Consider the following 21,964-nt stretch of genomic DNA (forward strand, 5'->3'; position numbering starts at 1 on the left):
GAAAGCACGATGGGTCCAGCTACGCCTGGTACCAGAACTTCAACAACGGCAACCAGAACTACAACCACAAGAACAATCGGCTTCGCGCCGTGGCCGTCCGCAGATTGGAGCGCATCTGCTGATCTCCCTTCGTTCGCGGATCTCGTGAACGCCTATTTCGACTGCCGGCGCACGAAGCGCCAGACGGCGAGCGCCTTGGCATTCGAAGAGCGCCTGGAGACAAACCTTCGGGATCTGTACGACGAGCTGGTGAGCGGGCAATACCGGCCCGGCCGTTCCGTCTGCTTCATCATCACGCATCCGCGCCCGCGGGAGGTGTGGGCTGCAGCCTTCCGCGATCGCATCGTGCATCACTTGCTTCACAACCGCATCGCGCCTCGCTTCTACGCTCGGTTCGTCGCCGACACCTGCGCCTGCATCCCCGGGCGCGGCACGCTGTACGCTGCGCAGCGCTTGGAGTCCAAGGTGCGCAGCATCACGCAGAACTGGAGCCGGCCTGCGCACTATCTGCAGTGTGACCTGGCCAACTTCTTCGTCGCGATCGACAAACACATTCTGCGTGAGCTGCTCGCGCGCCGGATCCACGAGCCGTGGTGGATGCAATTGGCCGAGACCATCCTGTTTCACGACCCGCGCCTGAACTACGAACTGCGCGGCGACCCGCGTCTGCTGGATCTGGTGCCGCCGCACAAGCGGCTGGGCAATCATCCAGCCCACCTGGGGCTGCCCATCGGCAACCTGTCCTCGCAGTTCTTCGCAAATGTGTACCTGGATGTGCTGGACCAGTTCGTCAAGCACGGCCTGCGCTGCCGGCACTACATCCGCTACGTGGATGATTTCGTGCTGCTGCACGAGTCCGCCCAGTGGCTCACCGACGCTCACGTCCAGATCCAGGAACTGCTGGTGAGCCGCCTGGCCGCGCAGCTCAACCCGCGCAAGACAATCCGGCAGCCTGTCGCGCGCGGCATCGACTTCATTGGCCAGGTCGTGAAACCCTGGCATCGCACCCTGCGCCGGCGGACCTACAACCTCGCGATCGCGCGCATCCGCGAAACCGCATCCCGCGAGCTTTTCGAGACAGCGAACAGCTACTACGGGCTGCTGCGCCAGGCCACCCACAGCCACCACGACCGGGCCCGGCTTTCCAACGAGCTGCGCCGGCGCGGCCACTCCATCAAATCCGATCTCACCAAAACCTACAGGACGGCCCATGCCATCAGTCAATAAAGTCATCTTGGTCGGACACCTGGGCCGCAACCCCGAAGTCCGGTACAACGCGGACGGCGCTGCCATCTGCAATGTGTCGCTGGCCACCAGCAGCAGTTGGAAAGATCGCAACACCGGTGAACGCCGCGAAGAAACCGAATGGCATCGCGTGGTCTTCTACAACCGCTTGGCTGAGATCGCTGGCGAGTACCTCACCAAGGGCCGGCCGGTCTACATCGAGGGTCGCCTAAAGACTCGCAAATGGCAGGACAAACAAACCGGCCAAGACCGCTACAGCACTGAAGTCATCGCCGACCAGATGCAGATGCTGGGCAGCCGCGATGACGACGCCGGCCGCGCTGCGCCTGCGTCCTCTCAATCCCGCACCCCCACCCCATCCAAGGCTCCCGCGACCCTGGATGATGATTGCCCGTTCTAGGAGCCACCATGGACACTCCCGCCATCACGTCCGCCCTGCCCGTCGAGATCCCGCTCGACCGCATCGTCGCCTCGAAAACCAACCCGCGCAAAACCTTCCGCGAGGAAGGCCTGGCGGAGCTCGCCGAGAGCATCAAAAAGTACGGCATCATGCAGCCGATCCTGCTGCGCCCGGCACCAGACGCACCGCTCGACCCGGTACCGCTCTATGAGATCGTGGCCGGCGAGCGCCGCTACCGCGCCAGCAAGCTCGCTGGTCTCGTGACGATTCCGTCGACGGTCCGCGAGATCAGCGACATGGACGTCCTGGAGCTGCAGATCATCGAGAACCTGCAGCGCGAGGATCTGCACCCGCTTGAGGAGGCCGAGAGCTACGAAGCGCTGCTCGCCCAGCGCAAGGATGATCCGAACTACACGGTCGACCAGGTGGCGGCAAAACTGGGGAAATCGCGGGCCTACATCTACGCCCGCCTGAAGCTCTGCGCCCTGCGGCCAGCAGCACGGGAGGCCTTTTATGGTGGCACCCTGAACCCGTCCACCGCTCTGCTGCTCGCCCGCATCCCGGTGCCGGACCTGCAGGACAAGGCTCTGGCAGAGATCACCAATGGCAGTTGGCCAAACGAGGGTCAGCCAATGTCCTTCCGCGCAGCTGCCAGGCACATCCAGGACCACTACATGACGCGCCTGGACCAGGCGCCCTTTAGTCTCTCCGACGAAGCGCTGCTGCCCGACGCGGGCCCCTGCACGACGTGCCCCAAGCGCACGGGCGCCAACCCGGATATGTTCAGCGATGTAGGCAATGCAGACGTCTGCACGGACCCCGTGTGTTTCGCGGCCAAGAAGGAAGCATTCCGGGCCCGCGCGCGCCAGACTGCGCTTGATGCCGGAAAAAAGGTCATCAGTGGCAAGGCGGCGGAGAAGATCAAGCCCAGTCGCTACAGCGAAATGAAGGGCTACATCGACGTCAACGAAAGCCCGTGGTGGATGCAGAGCGACAAGAAGATCAAGAACGTCCTGAAAAAGGATATGCCCGAAACGGTGCTGATCGAAGATCCACACACGGGCGATTTGATCGAGGCTGTCCCAGAGGACGCCGCCCGGGAGGCGCTGAAGGCTGCTGGCGTCAAGATGAGCCGGTCCACATCGTCGTATAGCGCCGAGAATAGCGCCAAGGAGAAGAAGGCCAAAGCCGAGCGTGCCTACCGCCGGTCGCTGCTCACAGAGATCCACCACAATGCCCGCGCGCACCTTGGTGCCGGCGGCATCCTCACGATCGAGGAAATGCGCGAGATCGCGTACAAGATGTACCGCGACATTGGCCACGACCTCCGCTCTACGATTGCAGCACTGTGGGCGTGGCCGGCACAGGATCTGGAGGCGGTCGAGCACCTGGTGCATCAGCAGGATGTCTCCGAACTCGCCCTGCTCATGTTGATGTGCATCCGAGCGCCGGACACATACTGCGGATCCTGGGGGACCGATCTGGACACCCCCGACGAGCTGCTCGCGGCCTGCGCGCAGTATGGCGTGGATCCCAAGGCCGTCAAGGCTCGCACCCAGGCGCCGACCGTCAGGCCCAGGACGCCCAAGAAGGCTGCAGCCGACCAGGCCGAACCGACAACCAACGGCCTGCCGAAAGAGCCTGACATCAACGCCATAGCTGCCTGAGGCCCACATGCTCGAAATCGATACCACCCCGTATCCGACGCGGCGCAAAGTCGGCAGCAAGTACGACGAAGTTTTCGCCGCGCTGCTGCCCGGCCAGTGCGTGAAGTGCGACTCGGCCAAGACCAACAGCATCTCGCAGGCTCTGCGCAAGTGGCTGGAGGCGCATGGGAAGACCGGCTATCGCGTGCGGCACATCGTCAAATGCGACGACGGCGCGGGACGCGTGTGGCTGTTGCGCGAGCCCCTGAAGATGGCCGACGTGCCGCGCCGGAAAATCACGAAACTGGGGATCGCATCATGACCGCCGAGACCGACGCCGCCCGCGCGATGAAGGGCGCGAACCCGTTGATCTGGGCTATCGGGTTCCGGAGGATCGGAGGGTAAGATGACAGTTCGCTACGTCACGATCCGCCGCTTTGCTGAGATGTCCGGATACTCCGAAGATGCCATCCGCACCAAGATTCGTGACGAGGTCTGGCGGGAGAGCCTCGAATGGATCAAGGCACCTGACGGCCGCATTCTGATTGACACGGAAGGATATGACTCATGGGTAGGGACGGAAGGGGCGTTGCCGCCGCCTCGGAAAGCAGCATCCAGATCACGTTCCAGTACAAGGGCCGGCGCTGCCGCGAGAAAATTCGGCTCAAGCCCACCCCCGCTAACCTGAAACGCGCCGAGCGCCACCGGGCGGCCGTTTTGGTCGCGATCGAAGCTGGCACCTTCGACTACGCGGCCACGTTTCCTGACAGCGCGAATGCTGCGAGATTCGCAGATCTGCCCGGCCAGATCCTCAGTGTAGAGAAGTACCTGACCGACTGGTTGCGCGATCAGAAGAAGTATCTCAAAGCGTCAACCCATGACGGGTATCGAAAAATCGTTGATTACCAGTTGATTCCACGCCTGGGGCAACTGAAGCTCACGGACGTCAAGCGCCGCGATATCCGCGAATGGCTGGACGAACTGACGGCGACGAATAAGCGCCTGGCCAACATCCAAAGCGTGTTGCGCAAAGCCCTTTCAGACGCGATGGACGACGAGCTGATCGAGGACAACCCACTGGCGAGGTGGACATACCGCAAAAAGCAGCCACCGCGCGGTCGCGACGTCGTGGATCCGTTCACACCGGAAGAACAGCAGGCGATTATTGGCAAATGCTTGCCGACCATGGCCAACCAGGTGCGATTCTCGCTGTGGACCGGCCTGCGCACCAGCGAACTGATCGCGCTCACCTGGGACGACATTGACTTTCGGCGCGGCGTCATCATCGTGGATAAAGCCCTGACGCAAGCAGCCAAGGGTGAAGTCGAGGACACCAAGACCCGCGCCGGCCGCCGTGAAGTCAAGCTATTAGGCCCCGCGCGTGCTGCGCTGGTAGCACAGAAAACACACACGTACATGAAGGGTGGGCCAGTTTTCCTGCACCCGGTGAAGGCCACGCAATGGACCGGCGACCAGGAGATAAGGAAGTACTGGGTCCCCCTGCTACGCCAGGCGCAGGTCCGGTATCGGCGCCCCTATCAAACCCGGCACACCTATGCATCCATGATGCTGTCCGCCGGCGAGCACCCTATGTGGGTCGCCAAACAGATGGGGCATAGCGACTGGGCCATGATTATTCGCGTCTATGGGAAGTGGATGCCGGCCGCAGATGAAAAAGCCGGCAGTCGAGCCGAAGAGGCGTTCCGTGCTGCCGGCTGAGCGTGTCATTTATCGTGTCATTACGGAGCCAAAACAGCCCCAAACAACCCCAAAATAATGACACTGTAAAATTACAACATATTGATTTTATTGAGAAAACTGGTGGAGCCGGGGGGAATTGAACCCCCGTCCGCAAGCCCTCTGCAAGTAGCTCTACATACTTAGTCGGCCTACTTTAAGTTTTAACCTTGGATCATGCCGGACGACAGGCCCTTCCTTGGCGATTCACTTTGGTTTAAGACCCGACCCAGTGACCTGATCGAACCCGATTCCCTGTAGATGACGCTGCTGTAGGTTTTACCCCACCCGACCCAGGGACCAGTCGGTGCAGCGGCTCACCGCCTAAGCGGCCAGAGCGAAACGCTCGTCGTTGGCGTTTGTAGTTTTCCAGTGGATTTACGAGCGAACTGGGGCTCGGTATGCACTATCCTGTTTTGCGACCCACGTCGAAGCCAAGTCGGCCCCATGACCATCATTTTACCTGCAATTTCCGGATAGTGGAATGCCGGCATCCCGCCTGCGGGTTTGCACCGGGACAGTCGCAACCACAAGCCCACGTCCCCCACAGGACGATCACCCTGCCGACTTGCCGGAACTCGACGAGCTCAGGCTCGACAACTGCTGGGTCAGGTAGGAGCTCAGCGAATTCATCTGCGCCACCATGGAATCCAGCGCCGTGAATTGCTGGCGATAGTTGTCCATGTCCGCCGTGATCCGGTTCGAGGTCTCCGTGTACTGCGACTGCAGGTCCTTCAACGTCTGGTTCAACCCGTCCTCGGCGTTCGAGAACAGGCCGCCGGTCTCCAGCATGTTGGTGGTCAGCGTCTGTACGGCACTCCCCACGCCGGCCGGACCACCCAGCACGTTCTGCACGTCCGTGGGATCCTTCGCCAGCGCTTGCGTCAGGGCAGTCGTGTCCAAGGACAGCTTGCCAGTCGTCGGGTCCGAACTGACGCCCAACTGGAACAGCGAACCGAGGGTGCCGCCCGGCAAGACGGTATCCAGGGCGTTCTGCGTCTGGCCTTCGACCTCCAGGGCGAGTGAATCGCCGGTCAGCACGCTGCCGGAATTCGACGTCGTATCGTAGGCTGTCAGCGACTGGACGGTGGACTGGAGGGTGTTGTACGCCGTGACGAAGCCCTGCACCGCCTGCGTGACGCGGGTGTTGTCCTGGGTGACGGCCAGCGTGGCGGGCGTGGAATCGACGGCGTTCAGCGTCAGCGTGACGCCGGCAATGGCGTCCTGGACGGTATTGCTCTGGCTGGTGACCGCAATGCCGTCGATATGCAGTTGCGCGTCCACGGCGGGATCCTCCGTGACGTTGGATGTGGAACCCTGCGTGAAGCCCAGAAGGCCCTGGATGCTGCCATTGTCGCTGCTGATGCTCTTGACGGCGCCCTGGTCACCCGGGTTGTTGGCAATCAGCAGCAGGTGATAAGGCGAGGACGACCCGTCGTTGACCAGGGTCGCGGACACGCCCAAGCTCGAATCCTGGTTGATGGCGCTGACCAGACCGTTCAGCGACGTATTCTTGCCCGTCAGGTCCAGGGTATGAACTGAACCGTCTCCGAGGGTGAGCGTGATCGTGCCCCCGGTCCCGTTGGCGGCTGTTGCGCTGGCCTGCGCCGTCGTGACGAGCGTCTGCGGCTTGGCAAGCTGGTCAACCGTGACGTTGTATTGCCCGGCTACGGCGCCCGATCCGGCCGTGGCGCTGAAGGCGGACCCGGTGGTGGTCGCTTGCAGCGCATTGAAGGTTCCAGCCGTGGTCAGCGTCTCCGCCGCCGTCTGCAGGGCGGTGGCGGCGCTCTGGACCTGGCCATAGGCCGACAATGTCGCGTTGGTGATATCCTCCTGCGACTGGATGGGCTGCAGAGCCGCTTGCTCGCTGGTCTGCAATTGCGTCATCAGGGTGTCCAGCGGCAGGCCGGAACCCACCCCCAGGGATGAAAACTGAGAGGTGTCGGTCGAACCAACGGGTGAAACGGATGTGGCCATGTCGGGGCTCCGGGCGGGGGGGCCGGTGACAGTACCGGCCGATCGTTTGACTGGATGTGTCATTATGCGTCCGGTTCCATCGCCCGCGCGAAAGGTTTCTGTCAATCTTTGCAGACTGTGTGTAATCGCCGTAACTCTTTGAGTCCATTCAGGAAATTGACAGCATCAGTTTTCGTTGCGAGCGCGTCGGGCGTACGATGGGAGCCGGACGGACATTCGACCAACGAACAAGGATCCCACTCATGGATATGCTGCTTACAGCCAAGGATGGCCACCGATTCACGGCATGGATCACGGGCCCGGAAGACGCCGCCTGCGGGGTTGTCGTGCTGCCCGAGATCTTCGGCATCAATGCCCACATCCGGAAGATGGCGGAACACTTCGCGGACCACGGCTATCGGGCCATCTGCCCATCCCTTTTCGACCGAGCGCCCAATGTGGAAGCCGGGGTGCAACTGGACTACGATTTGCCGGGCCGGCATCGCGGCATGGCCCTGCGCAAGGGCATTACAGACGAGGACGCCCTGCTCGACATCGAGGCTGCGGCCGCGGCCATGGCGCCACAGGACCGGTGCATGGTAACGGGATACTGCTGGGGCGGCTATCTGACCTGGCGCACTGCGTGCATGAGCGACCGCTTCAGCGCGGCCTCATGCTGGTACGGCGGCGGTATCGTCAACCACCGGGAGGACAAGCCGCGTATTCCCGTCCAGATGCACTTCGGCGAAGAAGACCAGCACATCAGCCGGGAAGACGTGGAGGCCATCAAGTCGGCACATCCCGAGCTCCCGATCTACACCTACGCGGGCGCCGGGCACGCATTCGGGCGGGAAGGCAATTCCGCCTACCACGCCGGTGCCGCGAAATTGGCCTGGGAGCGGACGCTGGCGTTCTTCGACCGCCATCGCTGAAGACGCGGTATGCAACCGCAACAAACGTGAACAGTTGTTCCACACCCCGGGAAAGCGCCCCTGCAGGTAGCGTTTGGATGCGTCTGTCCATGGGAAACTCACAATCTCCAGCCGGGATCGGAGACAATGGCCTCAACGACATTCACATCATCCACAGGAACCGCCATGAAAAAAGCAATGCTCGCAGCGGCGCTGGTCATTGGCGCCATGGCCGCAGGGCCGGTGGCGCAGGCCGGAGGTGTCAACCTCGGGATCTCCATCGGTGTGCCCGGTGTGGTCTGGGGGGGGCCCGCCTACTACCCGCCGCCACCGCCGCCGCGCTATTACTACACCCGGCCACCCGTCGTGGTGGTGCCTGAACCCGTCTACGTGCCGGGACCCGCCTACTACGGCGGCTGGCGCGGCCGCGGCCATTGGGACCACCGCGGGGGCCCGCGATGGAACGGGCACCGGGGTGATCGCGGCCACTGGCGCCGCTAGATCGGCGCAGCGCGCGCCGCACGACTTGTGAAAGACAGCGCCCCAGGGACCGGATACAGATCCGGTTCCTGGGGCGTTTTTCGTCAGGCCCGCGTAGCGAGCCCGTTGCGCTACTTACTGTGCCAGCACCCCATCGCGGTAATCGCGCAGTGCCTGCTCGATTTGCTCCTGGGTGTTCATGACGAACGGACCGTATTGCGCGATCGGCTCATGCAACGGCTTGCCCGCCAGCAGCAGCACTCGCACAGCGGCATCGGGAGTGGCCGCTACGCGAACCGTTTCGCCCTGTTCCGCGAGCCAGACCACGTTGCCCGATTCGACCCGGCGATCGCCGGCCAGAAGTCGACCCTCGAACACATAGAGCAAGGCACTATGCGTGGCGGGCACCGGCAGATCCACCGATTGCCCGGCCATCACGCACACGTCGGCGATCACGGGCTGCGTCTGGCGTTCTCCCTGCTCGGCACCCTTCAGGGGGCAAGTCGCCCACGGAATCGTGCCGGAAATCAGCTTGATGAATCCGCCTTCCGGCAGTTCCGCCACCCGGATTTCCGACGCCGGAATATCGCGATAATGCGCGGGCTGCATCTTTTCGCCCGCCGGCAGATTGAGCCAGATCTGGAAACCCCGGAGAAGCCCGTTTTCCTGCTGGGGCATTTCCTCGTGGATGATGCCGCGCCCCGCCGTCATCCACTGGACGCCGCCCGCCCTCAGATCGCCTTCGTTGCCCAGATGGTCGCGATGGCGCATATGGCCATCGACGATGTAGGTGATGGTCTCGAAGCCGCGATGCGGGTGCGCGGGAAAGCCGGCGATGTAATCCTGGGGATCGTCGGAAGAAAATGCATCCAGCATCAGGAAGGGATCCATGCGGACCTGGTGCTGATACCCCAGGGCGCGCAAGAGGCGCACGCCCGCCCCATCCTGCGTCGCCTGTGCCGGCGTGATGCGCGTGACTGAACGTACTGTCATGATTGACTCCAAAACGTGGATAGGAGCATTATGAATCATATAAATAGATGATCAATGGCAAATTCCGGTGTTATTTGATCTAATGGATTGATATGGCGGACATCATTCCCATTTCTCAATGGCAGGCATTGCTCGCGGTGGTGGACCACGGCGGATACGCGCAGGCCGCCGAAGCCTTGGACAAGAGCCAGTCTTCGGTCAGTTATGCCATCCAGCGGCTGGAGGATCAATTAGGGCTGCGCGTCTTCCGGCAGCAGGGGCGCCGCGCCGTCCCCACCCCCGCAGGGCAGATCTTGCTGCAGCGGGCGCGCCTGCTGGTCGAACACGCCCAAGGCCTGGAATCGGCCGCGCGCCAGCTTGCCGCCGGCCGCGAGCCTCTGTTGCGCGTGGCGGTCGACGGATTGTTCCCGGACTGGTTGCTGTTGCAGGCGCTGAAGCGCTTTGGCGAAGGCTGTGCAACCACCCGCATCGAGGTCCAGGAAACCGTGCTCAGCGGCACAGACGAGGCACTGCTGCGCCGCGAGGCCGATCTGGTCATCAGTCCGCGCATTCCACAGGGATTCAGCGGCGAGCCGCTGCTGCAGGTACGGTTCGTCGCGGTCGCCGCGCCGGAACACCCGTTGAGCGCGCTGGGCCGCCCACTGGAATGGGCCGATCTGCGCCAGCATCGCCAGCTCGTGGTTCGGGATTCAGGCAGTCAGCGGCAGGATGCCGGGTGGCTGGACGCCGACCAGCGGTGGACGTTCAGCCATCTCCCCGCCTCGATCCTGGCGGCGTGCTCCGGCCTGGGCTTCGCCTGGTATCCGGAGCTGCGCATCCGGACCGAACTGGCCGAGGGACGGCTCAAGCCGCTGCCGCTGGTCGAAGGCCGCCACCGCTACGCCATGCTGTACCGCATCTTTGCGCATCCGGAATTTCCGGGCATCGCATGCAAGGAACTGGCTGCCATCCTGCAGCAAATGTGCCGCGAGGTGAATCCGATGCCTTGCGGAGACGACTGACCTGACGACAGCGACCAAACGGACCGGGACGACCCGGCCCGCCCGCGGTGGGCCCGGTCATGGAGGGCAGGCTCAGAGCCCGACGTTGTCGTGCTCCAGCACACGCTCGGCGCGATAGCTGGAACGCACCAGCGCGCCGGAGACGACTTCGCGAAAGCCCTTTGCCAGCCCCATGGCGCGATAGGCGCGGAACTGCTCGGGGGTGACGAAGCGCTGCACCGGCAGGTGGTTCTGCGTCGGGCGCATGTACTGCCCCATCGTCAGAATGTCGACATTGTGCGCGCGGATGTCGTCCATGGCCCGCTCGATTTCCTCGTCCGTCTCGCCCAGCCCCAGCATCATGCTGGTCTTGGTCAGGGTCTGCGGCGCATACTCCTTCGCGTACTTCAACACGTCCAGCGTCTGCTGGTAGCCGGCACGCACGTCGCGCACCACGTGCGTGAGGCGCTCCACGGTCTCGATGTTCTGCGCAAACGTTACCAGGCCCGCATCGAGGACTTTGGCCACGCAGCCATGATTGCCCTGGAAGTCCGGCGTCAAGGCCTCGACCGCGGTGCCGGGCGAGCGTTCGTGAATGGCTCGGATACAGGCCGCATAGTGCCCCGCGCCGCCATCGAGCAGATCGTCGCGGTCCACTGACGTGAGCACCACGTATTTGAGCTGCATCAACACCACGGCGTCCGCCACGCTGGCCGGCTCGTTGTGGTCCAGCCAGCCGTGCGGATTGCCCGTACTGACGGCGCAGAACTTGCAGGCGCGCGTACACACCGACCCCATGAGCATCAGGGTCGCCGTGCCGCGACCCCAGCATTCCGCAATGTTCGGACACTTGGACTCGGCGCAGACCGTGTTCAACTGGTGCGTCTTCACGATGTCACGGACCTTCTGGTACTGTTCCCCCGCTGGCGCGCGCACCCGCAGCCAGCTCGGCTTGGGAGCCGAATCCGGAACGCCGGTCAGATCGCTGGGCCGCATGCCGTCCTTCACGGCCTTCGTGCCCTGGGGACTGACGAATTTCGCACCGGAGCGGACGCGTGCGCGGATGATGGGGACTTCGGTCGTCATGGGAAACCTGTAAGTTCACGGAGTAAAAGCCAGACAGGACGCTAGTATACTGGCCGCCATGCTGGCCATCACGCCGCCCAAGATTCCGCTGCTCGCGCGCCGCCCCGGTTCCGCGCTGGTCGTGGCCTGCCTGCTGGCCATGATCGCGTTGTGGACAATACTGTGCGCCATCAGCCACAAGGCGCCCGACCTGGACGGCATGGAAGAGCTGGTATGGGCCGCCAGCCTGGAGCTGGGCTACACCAAGCATCCCCCGCTGCCGTCCTGGTTCATGCATTTCGCCACCGAGCTTCTGGGACGCCCCGCCTGGCTACCTTTCCTGATGGGGCAGCTTTTCTCGGCGCTGGGCCTGTGGTTCATCTGGAAGCTGGGTTGCGAAATCACGACCCGGCATCGGGCGTTCATCGCCGTGCTGCTGGTGTCGGTCACGGCGTACTTTTCGCTACGCGGCACGATCTACAACCACAATACCGCGCAGCTCTGGTCCATCACGGCGTCCATCTGGCTGTTCTACCGCGCGCTGCGGGATGATCGCCGGCGTGACTGGATGCTCCTGGGCGCCGTCTGCGGACTGGCCATGCTCACCAAGTACAGCGCATTGATCCAGTTCGCGGCATTCTTCCTGTATCTGCTGCGCGCCGGCAAGCTGCGCCAGCGCCCATGCTGGTGCGGCATCGCCTGGGCGGCCGCCACCTTCTGCCTGGTCCTGAGCCCGCATATCGTGTGGCTCGCGCAGCACCACTTCGAACCGCTCTTTTACGCCGACGACTCACTGCAGGCGGGCGGGCGCTTGAAGGCGCTGGGCGACATGGTGTCATTCGTGCTGGACCAGGCCGGCCGCCTGGCCCCCATGCTGGTGGCGCTCGCCGCGTGGTCAGTCTGGCACCGCCGCAGCGGCGACCGGGCCCCGGGCTACGCCGCCAACGACGAGCACTTTCAGTCTCCCGCCGCCGGCAGCCGCTACTTCCGGGATTTCACGCCAGAAGATCGCCAGTTCCTGCTCTGGGTCGGACTCGCGCCTTTTGTGTGCACCGTCCTGATCTCCGCCGCTCTCGGGACGCGGCTGGAGGCCTCCTGGGCCAGTACGTTCTTTGTGATGGCGGGCTTCTATGGCCTCTGGTGGCTGCGCGGGCAGGAAGCCGTCCAGCTTCGCCGGATCCTCATCATTGCGCTTTGCCTGCACATCGCGATGGCGATGGGCTACGCCCTCGCGCGAGGGCCGCTGGCGGACCTGACCGGCCGCGCCAGCCGATCGAACTACCCGGCACAGGCACTAGCCGCGCAGGCGTGGTCGCATTGGAGCGCGCACCAACCGGGGCGCCCGCTGCGGGTGATCGTGGCCAACACCTGGCTGGGCGGCAACATGGCCATCCACACCAATCCGGCCACGCAGGTCTACATCGACGCCAGTGATGCCGAATCGCCCTGGTTTGCCCCGGGTACGGCATTGCGATGCGGCGCCCTGGTGGCCTTCAGCGACACGGGCCGCGGCCCCGCAACGCCCGCGGTGCGGGCGCTGTACGATGCAGCCCCCTGGAAAGGCGTGGATGATGTGCGGTGGGGGCCGAAAGGGCCCATGATAGACCTGCATTGGGCCGTGATTCCGGCCGGACCCGACTGCCTGCAGCCCGCGCCACGGTGACGCTGCAGGCCTCAGATCTCCGCGCTCAGGGCCATATCACCCAGCAGCAGGGCCGCGAAATCATCGGCGGGCAAGGGACGTGCAAACAGATAGCCCTGCCCGTAATCACAGCCCGCATCGCGCAGGAGATGGAATTGCTCCCGCGTTTCGATGCCCTCGGCCACGACTTGCAGGCCCAGTTTGTGGGCCAGCAGGATGATGGCCTCGCACAGCGCCAGATTGGGGCCCGACGCGCCCAGGTGGGACACGAACGACTGGTCGATCTTGAGAAAATCGATGTTGAACTTGCGCAGATAGGACAGCGATGAATAGCCGGTCCCGAAATCATCCAGCGCCACCCGGATGCCGGAGTCGCGGAACAGGGCGAGCTGCTTCTGGATGCGGTTGTCGTCCGAGTCGATCAGCAGACCCTCGGTGATTTCCACGATGACGTGCTCGGGCGACAGGCCCAGCGTGTTCAGATGGCTTTGCCAGAAGGCGTGATCCAGCCCCTCGTGGCGCAACTGCGCCGGGGAGATATTGACGCTGACCTGGATATCCTGGCCAAAACGGCTGCGCCACTGCGCGACCTGCCGGGTCGCCTCGCAGAACACCCAATCACCGATGGCGCGAATGATCCCGGTTTCCTCGGCCAGCGGGATGAACTCCGCGGGCGGCACCCGCCCCATGACCGGATGATGCCAGCGCAGCAGCGTCTCGGCCTTGGCGACCCGCCCGGTATACAGATCCACGATGGGCTGATAGTCCAGCGAAAACTGCTGCTGGTCCAGCGCCAGGTGCAGGTCGTTGACCAGCCGCATGCGCGTCTGGGCCTGTTCCTGCATGGAAGCCGTGAAATAGCAGCTGCGGTTTCGTCCCTCGGCCTTGGCGGCGTACATGGCCTGATCGGCGTTGTTCAGCAGCGTCTCGGCGTCCGTGGCGTCGTCGGGATAGAACGTAATGCCGATGCTGGTCGAGATGAAGACGGTTTCCACGCCCAGCCGGAAGGGTTCGGCCAGCCGCCGCAGCACGCTGCGCGACAGCCGCTCGACATCCCGCGGTTCACGGATGTCGTTCAGCAGGATGGTGAACTCGTCGCCGCCCAGCCGCGCCACCGTGTCGCTCTGGCGCACGCAACTGCTCAGCCGGCGCGCCGCTTCCTTCAGCAGTTCGTCGCCCATGGCGTGGCCCATCGTGTCGTTGATTTCCTTGAACCGGTCCAGGTCCAGGAACAGCAGGCCGGTGCGGTTGCCGGAGCGCCGCGATTTGCGAATGCTCTGCTCCAGCCGGTCATGGAACATCTGACGGTTGGGCAGGTCGGTCAGGCGGTCGAAATTCGCCTGTTTCCAGATGATTGCTTCGGCCTGCTTGATCTCGGTGATGTTGGAAAAGATCATCACCCGGCGGTAGACACGGCTGTCCTCGGTGAAGGAGGTATTGATGCTCAGCCATTCGGGGTAGAGTTCGCCGTTGGCGTGCTGGCCCCAGTGTTCGCCTTGCCAGCTTCCGGTCTCCATGACGGTGCGCCAGACCGCACGATAGAAATCGCGGTCATGGCAGGGAGAATTCAGGCAGCGTACATGGCGCCCGATGACCTCGCTGGCGGCTCGCCCCCGCAGCTTCGCGAAGGCGGGATTCACGTCCAGGATGAAACCCTTGGGGTCGAGCACCAGCATGCCCTCGCTGGTGTTGTGGTAGACCAGCGATGCCAGCTCCGACTGGCGCCCCTCGTCGGCCTGTCCGGGCTGGCGCTGGCGCATCACGTACAGGAAACTGTCGCCGGCCGGGCCCGGGATATGGGTGGCGGCCCCGACCAGGGCAAGGATTCCGCGCTGGCGATCCACTCCCCGGCCCCGCCACAGCAGACTGTCGCGCGCCCCCGAAGAGCTCAGGCGCTCGTTGACCCGCCGGATGTCGGGCAGCAGCACACCGATATGCAGGCCGAGCGCGGCCTCGCGGCTATAGCCGAACAGCCGCTCAGCGCCGCGATTGAGGTAGAGGACGGAACCGGTCGAATTGGTGGCGAGGAAAGAGTCCTGGGAAAAGTCGCCCAAGCGCAACAGAGCCAGAATGTGGGAGCGATCCAATGCCTCGGGAACCGGAGCCGGTACAACGCCGCGCGAATGCGGGGTCGAGGCCGGCCGCAACGAAGAAGACAGGGGCAACATCAGTGGGATGAGAGGGAACGCATATCTGGTTTCACCGCAAATCCTGAACGCTCGGCAATACTTTCCTTTTTATCATCTTGTTACGCGAATGACCATCCATAAAACCACCGTGGAGGGTTATTCGTGGACCAATGGCAACAGAGCGGCCGGATCGGCATCAGGGCGCTTCGCCGAAGTATTCCTTGAACTCGTGCCCCAGCTTGCTGGCCTTGGTGCGCAAATAGAACTCGTTGTACGGATTGCGATTGACCTGCAGCGGAATATGTTCCGTCACCGTCACGCCGATCCCGTTCAAGAATCTTTCCTTGCGCGGATTATTGGTCATCAACCGCACGCGGCGGATGCCGAAGTGCGCCAGCATCGGCCGGCAGATATCATAGCGACGCAGGTCGGCCGGAAACCCGAGCCGCTCATTGGCTTCCACCGTGTCCGCCCCCTCGTCCTGCAGATGATAGGCGCGGATCTTGTTGAGCAGACCGATGCCCCGCCCTTCCTGGCGCAGATACAGCAGAATGCCTCGACCCTCGGTTGCAATGCGCTGCAACGCCGCCTCGAGCTGGGCCCCGCAGTCGCATCTCTGGCTGAACAGCGCATCGCCGGTCAGACATTCGGAATGGATGCGCGCCAGCACGGGCTCATCCGTGCTGACATCGCCCAGCGTCAGGGCAACGTGCTCCTTGCCGCTGGCTGTTTCAGCGAAGGCATGGATCTGGAACACAGCCCACGGCGTGGGCAACTGGCTGGAGGCGACGAACCGCAGGATATCGGCGTTCGAATCCGTGGAAACTCCCGAGGGGAACGACATGTCAAAGGGTCAAGTTGGGGTGGCGTATAGATTACCACCAGCAGAGCACGGGCCCGCCGCGGTGGGGCTGCGGCGGTTGCCGAGTCAGCCCGGTTGCGGGCCGGATTCCTATGCTTTCACCCCCAGATACCGCTCGATGATGTCACCGTTCTCGTGCAGGTCCTTGGGCGTGCCCTCGTAGACCACGTGGCCGTTGTTGATGATGTAGCTGCGGTCGGACAGCGCCAGCGCGGCCCGCACATTCTGCTCCACGATCACGATGGTGTGCCCGGAATCGGCGAGCTGGCGGCACACCGAGATCAGGTCGCGCACGATCAGCGGCGCCAGGCCCTCGAAGGGCTCGTCCAGGAAAATGATTTCGGCGTTTCGAATCATGGCCCGTGCAATGGCCAGCATCTGTTGTTCGCCGCCCGAGAGCTGCTTGCCGCGATTGCGCTTGCGCTCGGCCAGGCGCGGGAATGTCGCGTAGATTTCATCCAGGCTGCGGGGCTTTTCAGCGGTCATGGCGGCAAGCTGGAGATTTTCCTGCACCGAGATTGAGCCGAACACGCGGCGCTCCTCGGGGACGAGCTGGATCCCCAGTTGGGCGCGCGCATAGGGCGGCAGGTGCTGGATTTCCACGCCGCGATGGCGGATGGTGCCGGATTTGACCTGCACCATGCCCATCAGGGACTTCAGCGTCGTGCTCTTGCCAGCGCCATTACGCCCGAGCAGTGCGACGACCTCGTGCTCCTCGACCCGCATCGAGACATCGAACAGGATGTGCGAGTCGCCATAAAAGCTGTTGATCCGATCGATTTCAAGCAGACTCATCGTCCATCCCCCCCAAATAGGCCGTCTGGACATCCGGATTGCGGCGGATCTCGTCCGGACCGCCCTCGGCCAGCTTGCGGCCTTCGTAGAGCACCGTGATGCGCTCGGCCAGCTCGAACATGGCGTCCATATCGTGTTCGACGATGACCATGCTGCGCCCTTCTCGGACCGACTTCAGCAGCGCCACCACCAGCACGCGTTCTTCCGGCCCCAGGCCGGCCAGAGGCTCGTCAAACAGCAGCACATTGGCGCCGGTGGCCAGCGCCAGGCCGATTTCCAGGCGTCGCTTCTCGCCATACGACATGTCCGACACGCGGGTATCGGCCTGGCGCGTCAGGTCGACCATGCCGATCGCCGCATTCACCTGGGAGTCCAGCTCGTCGGAATGCAGGCCGCGCAGCATGTCGTTCCGGTACTTGCCGCGTAACCGCGCCAGCACCGGGATCATGACGTTCTCGCGGACCGTCAGGTGCTCGAAGAGCTGATTGATCTGATAGCTCTTGCTCATTCCGAGCTGGCAGACCTCGGTCACGCCGATACCGGTGATCTCCTTCCCCCGGAAAAAGACCTTCCCGGAGGTGGTGGCCAGCTCACCCGCCAGCATGGCGAAGAAGGTCGACTTGCCGGCCCCGTTGGGACCGATGACTCCGTGCAGTTCGCCCTCGCGCAGCGTGAAATTGATGTCGGTATTGGCCTTCAGGCCGCCATAATGCTTGGTCACCCCACGGGCTTCCAGCACCGGCGACCCGGCCTGCGTGGACGAGAGCGGCGGCACGATATCCAGCGCACCGGCCACGCGGTCGCTGCCCTCTTCATCGGCAGCCAGCGGCCGCGCGCGGCGATGGCGCACAAAATCCAGGATCCCGCCGGCCACCCCGTGGCGGAATACGGTTACCAGAATCACGAAGATGATGCCGAGGATCAGCTTCCAGTAGGCACCGATGTCGCCGAGCTGCTGCAGGCCCTCGTAGAGATACAGCCAGATGGTGGCTCCCAGCAGCGGCCCGAGCAGCGTACCCGCGCCTCCCATGACTGTCTGGATGACGAGTTGCGCCGAGGTATCCAGCGCAAACGCATCCGGCGGCATGTATGACTGGAATACCCCCAGCAGGCCACCCGCAAGCCCGGCATAGGCGGATGCCACCACGAATACCGTGAGCTTGTAGGACTGGATGGAATGGCCCAGTGCCGTCGCACGCTTGGGATTGCCGCGAATGGCCTTGAGCACCGTGCCGAAGGGCGAACGCACGATGCGCCGCGCGATCAGGTAGCCCACGAAGAAGAAGATCGCCACGAACCAGTACATGGGCCAGCCGCTGGAAATGTGGATGTTCACGAACCCCAGGGAAAGTTCGGGCGGCGGTACGCCCGCAATGCCGTTCTCGCCACCGGTGTATTCCTTGAACGAGGAATTCTCCAGGAAGTAGAACATCTCGCCGAAGGCGAGCGTGCTCATGGCGAAGTAGATCCCCGTGCGCCGCAAGGTCAGGTACCCGATCGCCAGCCCGGCGATGGATGCCATGACGGTGCCGATGAGCAGCGCCAGCAGCAGGTTGGACACCACCCCGCTGGTCAGGAGGTAAGCCGTGACAAAGCCGCCCGTCCCGTAGAACGCGGCCTGCCCGAAGGACAGCAGGCCCGTATAGCCGAACAGCAGATCGAAACCCAGCCCGAACAACCCCCAGATCAGGATCCGCGTCAGCAGATCCGGACTCATGCCCACCACCGGCAGAATGAAGGGAGCGGCCAGCAGGCCGAGGCCCACCAGCATTTCGGGCAACTGTCTGCGCATGATGCCACCTCGCGAAGAATTGACGGCCTGCTTTGGTGCGACGGCCGCGTCACCCTGTAGGGTCGTTGTTTGAAGAGTGCTCATTCCCGACCCTCCTGGCCCATGAGTCCCTGGGGACGGAAAATCAGGACAAGCGCCATGGCTGCAAACAGCATCACATCCGAATACTGCGGATTGACCATGGCGGTCAGGCTGAGGATTTCACCGGCAATGATGCCGCCGACCACAGCGCCCGGAAACGATCCCACGCCGCCGATCACCACCACCACGAAGGAATCGACCAGGTAGCGGAAGCCCATGTCGGGCGTCAACGCCACGATGGGGGCGTTGACCACTCCCGCGAAACCGGCCGCCATGGCGCCGATCCCGAACACCACCAGGAAGGTGCGCTTGACGTTGATGCCCAGTGCATTGACCATTTGGGAGTCTTCGATGCCGGCGCGCACGATCAGGCCCAGGCTGGTCCGGTACAGGACGAAATACAGCAGCAGCAGCGTCACCGCGGCAATGCCCAGCGTCTCCAGGCGATAGAGCGGATAAATCAGGGAGCCGATGCGGGCGATGCCCGTGCCCCAGGATGGGGGTGCAACCGACAGGCTGACGCCGCCATACAGGCCCCGGACGATTTCCACCAGGACGATGCCTATGCCGAAGGTCACCAGGATCTGGTCCTCCGGGGGGCGGCTGTAGTACTGGCGCATCAGGCCGCGTTCCATGACGAGGCCCACGGCCAGCGCGACTGCCGAACCGCCCGCCACCGCCAGCACGAACGAGCCCGTCAGCGCATAAGTGGTGTAGCCAGCGTAGGCGCCCACCACGAACAGGGCGCCGTGCGCGAAATTGATGACACCGAGCGTGCCGTAGATAATGGTCAGACCGGTGCTGATGAGCGCAAGCAGCAAGCCCACGGACAGCCCGTTGAACAGTTGAGAGAAGACTAAAGACATGCTCGGCATCGAGTTGCCTCCTACAAAGACCTGAAAATCCGGACCTGTCCGGCACCCGCAACAGCCGGGCGACGGACAGGCTCAGGACTTAGACGTACCCGCCCAGCTTGCAGCCCAGCAGCCCCACCGGCGGCAACACGCTCTTGCCATTCACGACTTCGATGACATCGAAGAAGTCATCCGGATTCTTCATGTCGGCCGGTTTCTTGCCGCGCATGATCGGGAAGCTGGCGTCGCCCTGGTGGTCTTCGGCGCGGAAGGTCATCTTGCCCACCGGAGTATCACGAACCACGCCGGCCTCCAGCGCCTTCACCACGTCGGGCGGGTAGAAGCTCTTGGCGCGCTCCACCGCGTCCGCCCACAGGATCAGGCCCAGATAGGCATACAGCGCGGCGTCACGAGGCTTGGCACCGAACTTCTTGTCATAGGCCTCGACGAAGTCCTTGGCCAGCGGATTGGTGTCCTGCATGGTCCACCAGAAGCCATTGACCGCGAGCGCACCCTGCATGAGATCGGCGCCGATTTCCTTTTCCAGGTAGCCCGACATGTAGGGCAGCAGCACCTTCATCTTGTCGAGCAGCCCGAACTGCTTGGCCTGCTTGATCGCGTTGGCGGCGTCCGCCCCATACGCCACCACCACCAGGACATCCGCGTCCGTGTTGGCGATGTTGATGAGGTACGAGCTGTAGTCTTTTGCGCCCAGCGGGTGGACCTGGTTGGTGACGGTCTTCCAGCCTTCTTTTTCGGAGAACTCGATCATCGACTTGGTGGTCGTATGGCCGTAGGTGTAGTCCGGGGTCAGGTAGGCGGCCTTGCGGTTCTTGCCGAATTCCTTGGCGGCGACAGGCGCAATGGCCTTGCAGGACATGTACGCGTAATAGCCGGGACGGAAACCGTAGCGTTGGCAGTCCACGCCGGTGGTCTCGGTGGAACCCGAAATCGCCGTGAAATAAGGCGTGTGCTCGCGATTGCAGACCTTCTGCAGCGCAATGGCCACCGCGCTGCTGGTACTGCCGGCCACCATCAGGGCCTTGTTGTCGTGAATGAAACGTGTCGCGGCCTGCACAGCCGTGTTCGGTTTGGTTTCGGAGTCCGCTGCGCCGACCTTGATGGTCTTGCCCATCACCCCTTTTTTAAGCAGGGGGGAGATCTTCTGGATCCGTGGATCGCCGGCATTGATCATTTCGGCGGCCAGTTCGTAGGCGTTCTTTTGTTCGGCGCCCTGGGCGGAATACGGCCCGGTCAGGTCCACGGTCAGGCCAACGAACACAGAATCTCCCTGGGAGCCGGCCGGCCAGGCCCCCAGAGGCGCCTTGTCCTCTGCCATGGCCACCCGCACGGCGCCCGGCACCAGCATGCTGCCGGCCACCCCGGCGGCTCCAGCCTTCAGTACGGAACGGCGTTTGACGCGAGTCTGCAGGGCCTGGCCCAAAGTTTTCTTGTCATCCATCGGTTTGTCTCCTGATTTGAGTGTCCCGGGCACCAAGGGCCCGGCTGAGTACTGCGATTCAGCTTCCGGGCAAGTTCCGGATCCATCCGGAATCCCGCCTGACCCGCGATTTGTTTTTATGGCTATGAACAGCTTTGTTTTTATTCCGGCAGGTCACGGGATCAGCAAGGCCGGCCCCGGATCTCTGCGTGACGTCATTAGGGGATTTGAAACTTACGCAAAACTTACGTAATGCCTTGAATGGCGGCACCCTAGGGAAAACGTCAGCTATGGCTTTCCCTGAACTGAAACCAAAAAGCGGGACTGATCCAATGATCCGACAGCCCTTCGGGCTATTGCGCGAGGCCGCGAAATGCCCTGTAATAACGCATCGAAAATTGCTTCCCTATCCAACACGTTGCGGGCCTTCATCATGCGGTTTTCCACTGGCCTCTTGTGCCTGGCTGCCTTGGGTACAGCCTCGGTGGCGGTCGGCGCCGCTGCGGACCAATGGCCCGTCAGTCCCCAGCGCGCCAGCCTGGAAACGCCGTACGGCACGCTGGCGGTGCGCCCCAGCGACTATATGTACGGCGCCACGCTCACCTTCAACCACACGCCCACGACACCCCGCCTGCAGGGGGTTCTGAACATCCCGTACGCTTACGAAGTCGGCCGCCAGCAGATGGCCCTGGTCAGCCTGGACAATGGGCAGACGAACTGCCCGATCAGTTTTTACTGGGTGGTGATCAGCGAACAGGGCTACCGGATCACGGACCCCTTCGGGTCATGCTCGAACGATATCCGGATGAGTGCCAAGGGCCGGATGTTGCGCATGGAGACGCCGGACCCCGCCAATCCCGACAAGCTGGACATTTGGGAATTCGACGGCCAGAAGGTCTACAAGCGCGCGCCTCGCCCCTAGTGTCCCGCCGGGTCGGTCCCGGCGGGACACGGG

At 63.3% G+C, this 21,964-nt stretch carries 19 protein-coding genes and 1 other RNA gene; 10 read left to right on the top strand and 10 right to left on the bottom strand.

Translation table 11 applies throughout. From position 1 onward, the window contains the following. Positions 1-144 precede the first annotated feature (144 nt). The 5 genes from ACVCMJ_RS06880 (at position 145) to ACVCMJ_RS06900 (ending at position 5,010) form a co-directional block, all read left to right on the top strand. Entirely contained in the window at positions 145-1,227 is a 1,083-nt protein-coding gene (locus ACVCMJ_RS06880; protein WP_447080694.1) for a reverse transcriptase domain-containing protein, read from the top strand. Further along, a complete protein-coding gene (ssb, locus tag ACVCMJ_RS06885; protein WP_447080695.1) occupies positions 1,211-1,645 on the top strand; it encodes a single-stranded DNA-binding protein in 435 nt (144 codons plus the stop codon). Before ACVCMJ_RS06880 ends, ssb begins: the two co-directional genes overlap by 17 nt. A gap of 8 nt (positions 1,646-1,653) precedes the next feature. Next, complete coding sequence (locus tag ACVCMJ_RS06890; protein WP_447080696.1) at positions 1,654-3,312, top strand: ParB/RepB/Spo0J family partition protein; 1,659 nt, start codon at positions 1,654-1,656, stop codon at positions 3,310-3,312. Between the two features lie 7 nt (positions 3,313-3,319). After that, positions 3,320-3,613, top strand: a complete 294-nt coding sequence (locus tag ACVCMJ_RS06895; RefSeq protein WP_447080697.1) for a hypothetical protein — start codon at positions 3,320-3,322, stop codon at positions 3,611-3,613. 245 nt (positions 3,614-3,858) lie between these two features. Continuing rightward, complete coding sequence (locus ACVCMJ_RS06900; RefSeq protein WP_447080698.1) at positions 3,859-5,010, top strand: Arm DNA-binding domain-containing protein; 1,152 nt, start codon at positions 3,859-3,861, stop codon at positions 5,008-5,010. A 100-nt stretch (positions 5,011-5,110) separates the two neighbouring features. Here ACVCMJ_RS06900 and ssrA read toward each other — a convergent pair. Then, positions 5,111-5,475, bottom strand: a transfer-messenger RNA (tmRNA) gene (gene ssrA / locus ACVCMJ_RS06905). 108 nt (positions 5,476-5,583) lie between these two features. After that, complete coding sequence (fliD, locus tag ACVCMJ_RS06910) at positions 5,584-7,005, bottom strand: flagellar filament capping protein FliD (RefSeq protein ID WP_447080699.1); 1,422 nt, start codon at positions 7,003-7,005, stop codon at positions 5,584-5,586. 242 nt (positions 7,006-7,247) lie between these two features. Between fliD and ACVCMJ_RS06915 the strand changes: the two genes are divergently transcribed. Together ACVCMJ_RS06915 and ACVCMJ_RS06920 are read left to right on the top strand one after the other, a co-directional pair. Beyond that, on the top strand, positions 7,248-7,916 hold the full coding sequence (locus ACVCMJ_RS06915) for a dienelactone hydrolase family protein (protein WP_447080700.1): 669 nt from the start codon (positions 7,248-7,250) through the stop codon (positions 7,914-7,916). A 165-nt stretch (positions 7,917-8,081) separates the two neighbouring features. Continuing rightward, positions 8,082-8,396 carry a hypothetical protein gene (locus ACVCMJ_RS06920; RefSeq protein WP_447080701.1) on the top strand — a complete coding sequence of 105 codons (315 nt, stop codon included), beginning with the start codon at positions 8,082-8,084 and terminating at the stop codon, positions 8,394-8,396. Between the two features lie 114 nt (positions 8,397-8,510). On the opposite strand, the gene ACVCMJ_RS06925 is transcribed toward ACVCMJ_RS06920, so the two are convergent. Further along, positions 8,511-9,368 (bottom strand): pirin family protein, encoded by an 858-nt coding sequence (locus tag ACVCMJ_RS06925; RefSeq protein WP_447080702.1) that lies wholly within the window; start codon positions 9,366-9,368, stop codon positions 8,511-8,513. 92 nt (positions 9,369-9,460) lie between these two features. On the opposite strand from ACVCMJ_RS06925, the gene ACVCMJ_RS06930 reads away from it, so the two are divergent. Continuing rightward, positions 9,461-10,369, top strand: coding sequence for a LysR family transcriptional regulator (locus ACVCMJ_RS06930; protein ID WP_447080703.1), 909 nt, complete (start codon positions 9,461-9,463; stop codon positions 10,367-10,369). 72 nt (positions 10,370-10,441) lie between these two features. Here ACVCMJ_RS06930 and lipA read toward each other — a convergent pair whose 3' ends face one another. Continuing rightward, positions 10,442-11,434 (bottom strand): lipoyl synthase, encoded by a 993-nt coding sequence (gene lipA, locus ACVCMJ_RS06935; protein WP_447080704.1) that lies wholly within the window; start codon positions 11,432-11,434, stop codon positions 10,442-10,444. Positions 11,435-11,492: 58 nt separating this feature from the next. Here lipA and ACVCMJ_RS06940 point away from each other — a divergent pair, with 58 nt between their 5' ends. Then, entirely contained in the window at positions 11,493-13,076 is a 1,584-nt protein-coding gene (locus ACVCMJ_RS06940; RefSeq protein ID WP_447080705.1) for a glycosyltransferase family 39 protein, read from the top strand. 11 nt (positions 13,077-13,087) lie between these two features. Here ACVCMJ_RS06940 and ACVCMJ_RS06945 read toward each other — a convergent pair whose 3' ends face one another. From ACVCMJ_RS06945 to ACVCMJ_RS06970, 6 genes are all read right to left on the bottom strand, one after another. Next, entirely contained in the window at positions 13,088-15,142 is a 2,055-nt protein-coding gene (locus ACVCMJ_RS06945) for a putative bifunctional diguanylate cyclase/phosphodiesterase (RefSeq protein WP_447080706.1), read from the bottom strand. Between the two features lie 238 nt (positions 15,143-15,380). Further along, positions 15,381-16,028: a GTP cyclohydrolase II gene (gene ribA, locus ACVCMJ_RS06950; protein WP_447080707.1), complete on the bottom strand. Its 648-nt coding sequence runs from the start codon at positions 16,026-16,028 to the stop codon at positions 15,381-15,383. 108 nt (positions 16,029-16,136) lie between these two features. After that, on the bottom strand, positions 16,137-16,841 hold the full coding sequence (locus ACVCMJ_RS06955) for an ABC transporter ATP-binding protein (RefSeq protein ID WP_447080708.1): 705 nt from the start codon (positions 16,839-16,841) through the stop codon (positions 16,137-16,139). Beyond that, complete coding sequence (locus tag ACVCMJ_RS06960) at positions 16,828-18,717, bottom strand: branched-chain amino acid ABC transporter ATP-binding protein/permease (protein ID WP_447080709.1); 1,890 nt, start codon at positions 18,715-18,717, stop codon at positions 16,828-16,830. The genes ACVCMJ_RS06955 and ACVCMJ_RS06960 overlap by 14 nt, the downstream gene beginning before the upstream one ends. Beyond that, positions 18,714-19,580, bottom strand: coding sequence for a branched-chain amino acid ABC transporter permease (locus tag ACVCMJ_RS06965; protein ID WP_447080710.1), 867 nt, complete (start codon positions 19,578-19,580; stop codon positions 18,714-18,716). The genes ACVCMJ_RS06960 and ACVCMJ_RS06965 overlap by 4 nt, the downstream gene beginning before the upstream one ends. A gap of 88 nt (positions 19,581-19,668) precedes the next feature. Continuing rightward, complete coding sequence (locus ACVCMJ_RS06970; protein ID WP_447080711.1) at positions 19,669-21,030, bottom strand: substrate-binding protein; 1,362 nt, start codon at positions 21,028-21,030, stop codon at positions 19,669-19,671. 412 nt (positions 21,031-21,442) lie between these two features. Here ACVCMJ_RS06970 and ACVCMJ_RS06975 point away from each other — a divergent pair, with 412 nt between their 5' ends. Then, positions 21,443-21,931 (top strand): hypothetical protein, encoded by a 489-nt coding sequence (locus tag ACVCMJ_RS06975; protein ID WP_447080712.1) that lies wholly within the window; start codon positions 21,443-21,445, stop codon positions 21,929-21,931. Positions 21,932-21,964: the final 33 nt, after the last annotated feature.

Source organism: Castellaniella sp. UC4447_H14 (assembly GCF_052978285.1).

Bases quoted from the DNA above. Each gene is read 5' to 3' on its own strand.
- ssb (WP_447080695.1), top strand. From the start codon at position 1,211: ATGCCATCAGTCAATAAAGTCATCTTGGTCGGACACCTGGGCCGCAAC.
- ACVCMJ_RS06890 (WP_447080696.1), top strand. From the start codon at position 1,654: ATGGACACTCCCGCCATCACGTCCGCCCTGCCCGTCGAGATCCCGCTC.
- ACVCMJ_RS06895 (WP_447080697.1), top strand. From the start codon at position 3,320: ATGCTCGAAATCGATACCACCCCGTATCCGACGCGGCGCAAAGTCGGC.
- ACVCMJ_RS06900 (WP_447080698.1), top strand. From the start codon at position 3,859: ATGGGTAGGGACGGAAGGGGCGTTGCCGCCGCCTCGGAAAGCAGCATC.
- fliD (WP_447080699.1), bottom strand. From the start codon at position 7,005: ATGGCCACATCCGTTTCACCCGTTGGTTCGACCGACACCTCTCAGTTT.
- ACVCMJ_RS06915 (WP_447080700.1), top strand. From the start codon at position 7,248: ATGGATATGCTGCTTACAGCCAAGGATGGCCACCGATTCACGGCATGG.
- ACVCMJ_RS06920 (WP_447080701.1), top strand. From the start codon at position 8,082: ATGAAAAAAGCAATGCTCGCAGCGGCGCTGGTCATTGGCGCCATGGCC.
- ACVCMJ_RS06925 (WP_447080702.1), bottom strand. From the start codon at position 9,368: ATGACAGTACGTTCAGTCACGCGCATCACGCCGGCACAGGCGACGCAG.
- ACVCMJ_RS06930 (WP_447080703.1), top strand. From the start codon at position 9,461: ATGGCGGACATCATTCCCATTTCTCAATGGCAGGCATTGCTCGCGGTG.
- lipA (WP_447080704.1), bottom strand. From the start codon at position 11,434: ATGACGACCGAAGTCCCCATCATCCGCGCACGCGTCCGCTCCGGTGCG.
- ACVCMJ_RS06940 (WP_447080705.1), top strand. From the start codon at position 11,493: ATGCTGGCCATCACGCCGCCCAAGATTCCGCTGCTCGCGCGCCGCCCC.
- ribA (WP_447080707.1), bottom strand. From the start codon at position 16,028: ATGTCGTTCCCCTCGGGAGTTTCCACGGATTCGAACGCCGATATCCTG.
- ACVCMJ_RS06955 (WP_447080708.1), bottom strand. From the start codon at position 16,841: ATGAGTCTGCTTGAAATCGATCGGATCAACAGCTTTTATGGCGACTCG.
- ACVCMJ_RS06960 (WP_447080709.1), bottom strand. From the start codon at position 18,717: ATGAGCACTCTTCAAACAACGACCCTACAGGGTGACGCGGCCGTCGCA.
- ACVCMJ_RS06965 (WP_447080710.1), bottom strand. From the start codon at position 19,580: ATGTCTTTAGTCTTCTCTCAACTGTTCAACGGGCTGTCCGTGGGCTTG.
- ACVCMJ_RS06970 (WP_447080711.1), bottom strand. From the start codon at position 21,030: ATGGATGACAAGAAAACTTTGGGCCAGGCCCTGCAGACTCGCGTCAAA.
- ACVCMJ_RS06975 (WP_447080712.1), top strand. From the start codon at position 21,443: ATGCGGTTTTCCACTGGCCTCTTGTGCCTGGCTGCCTTGGGTACAGCC.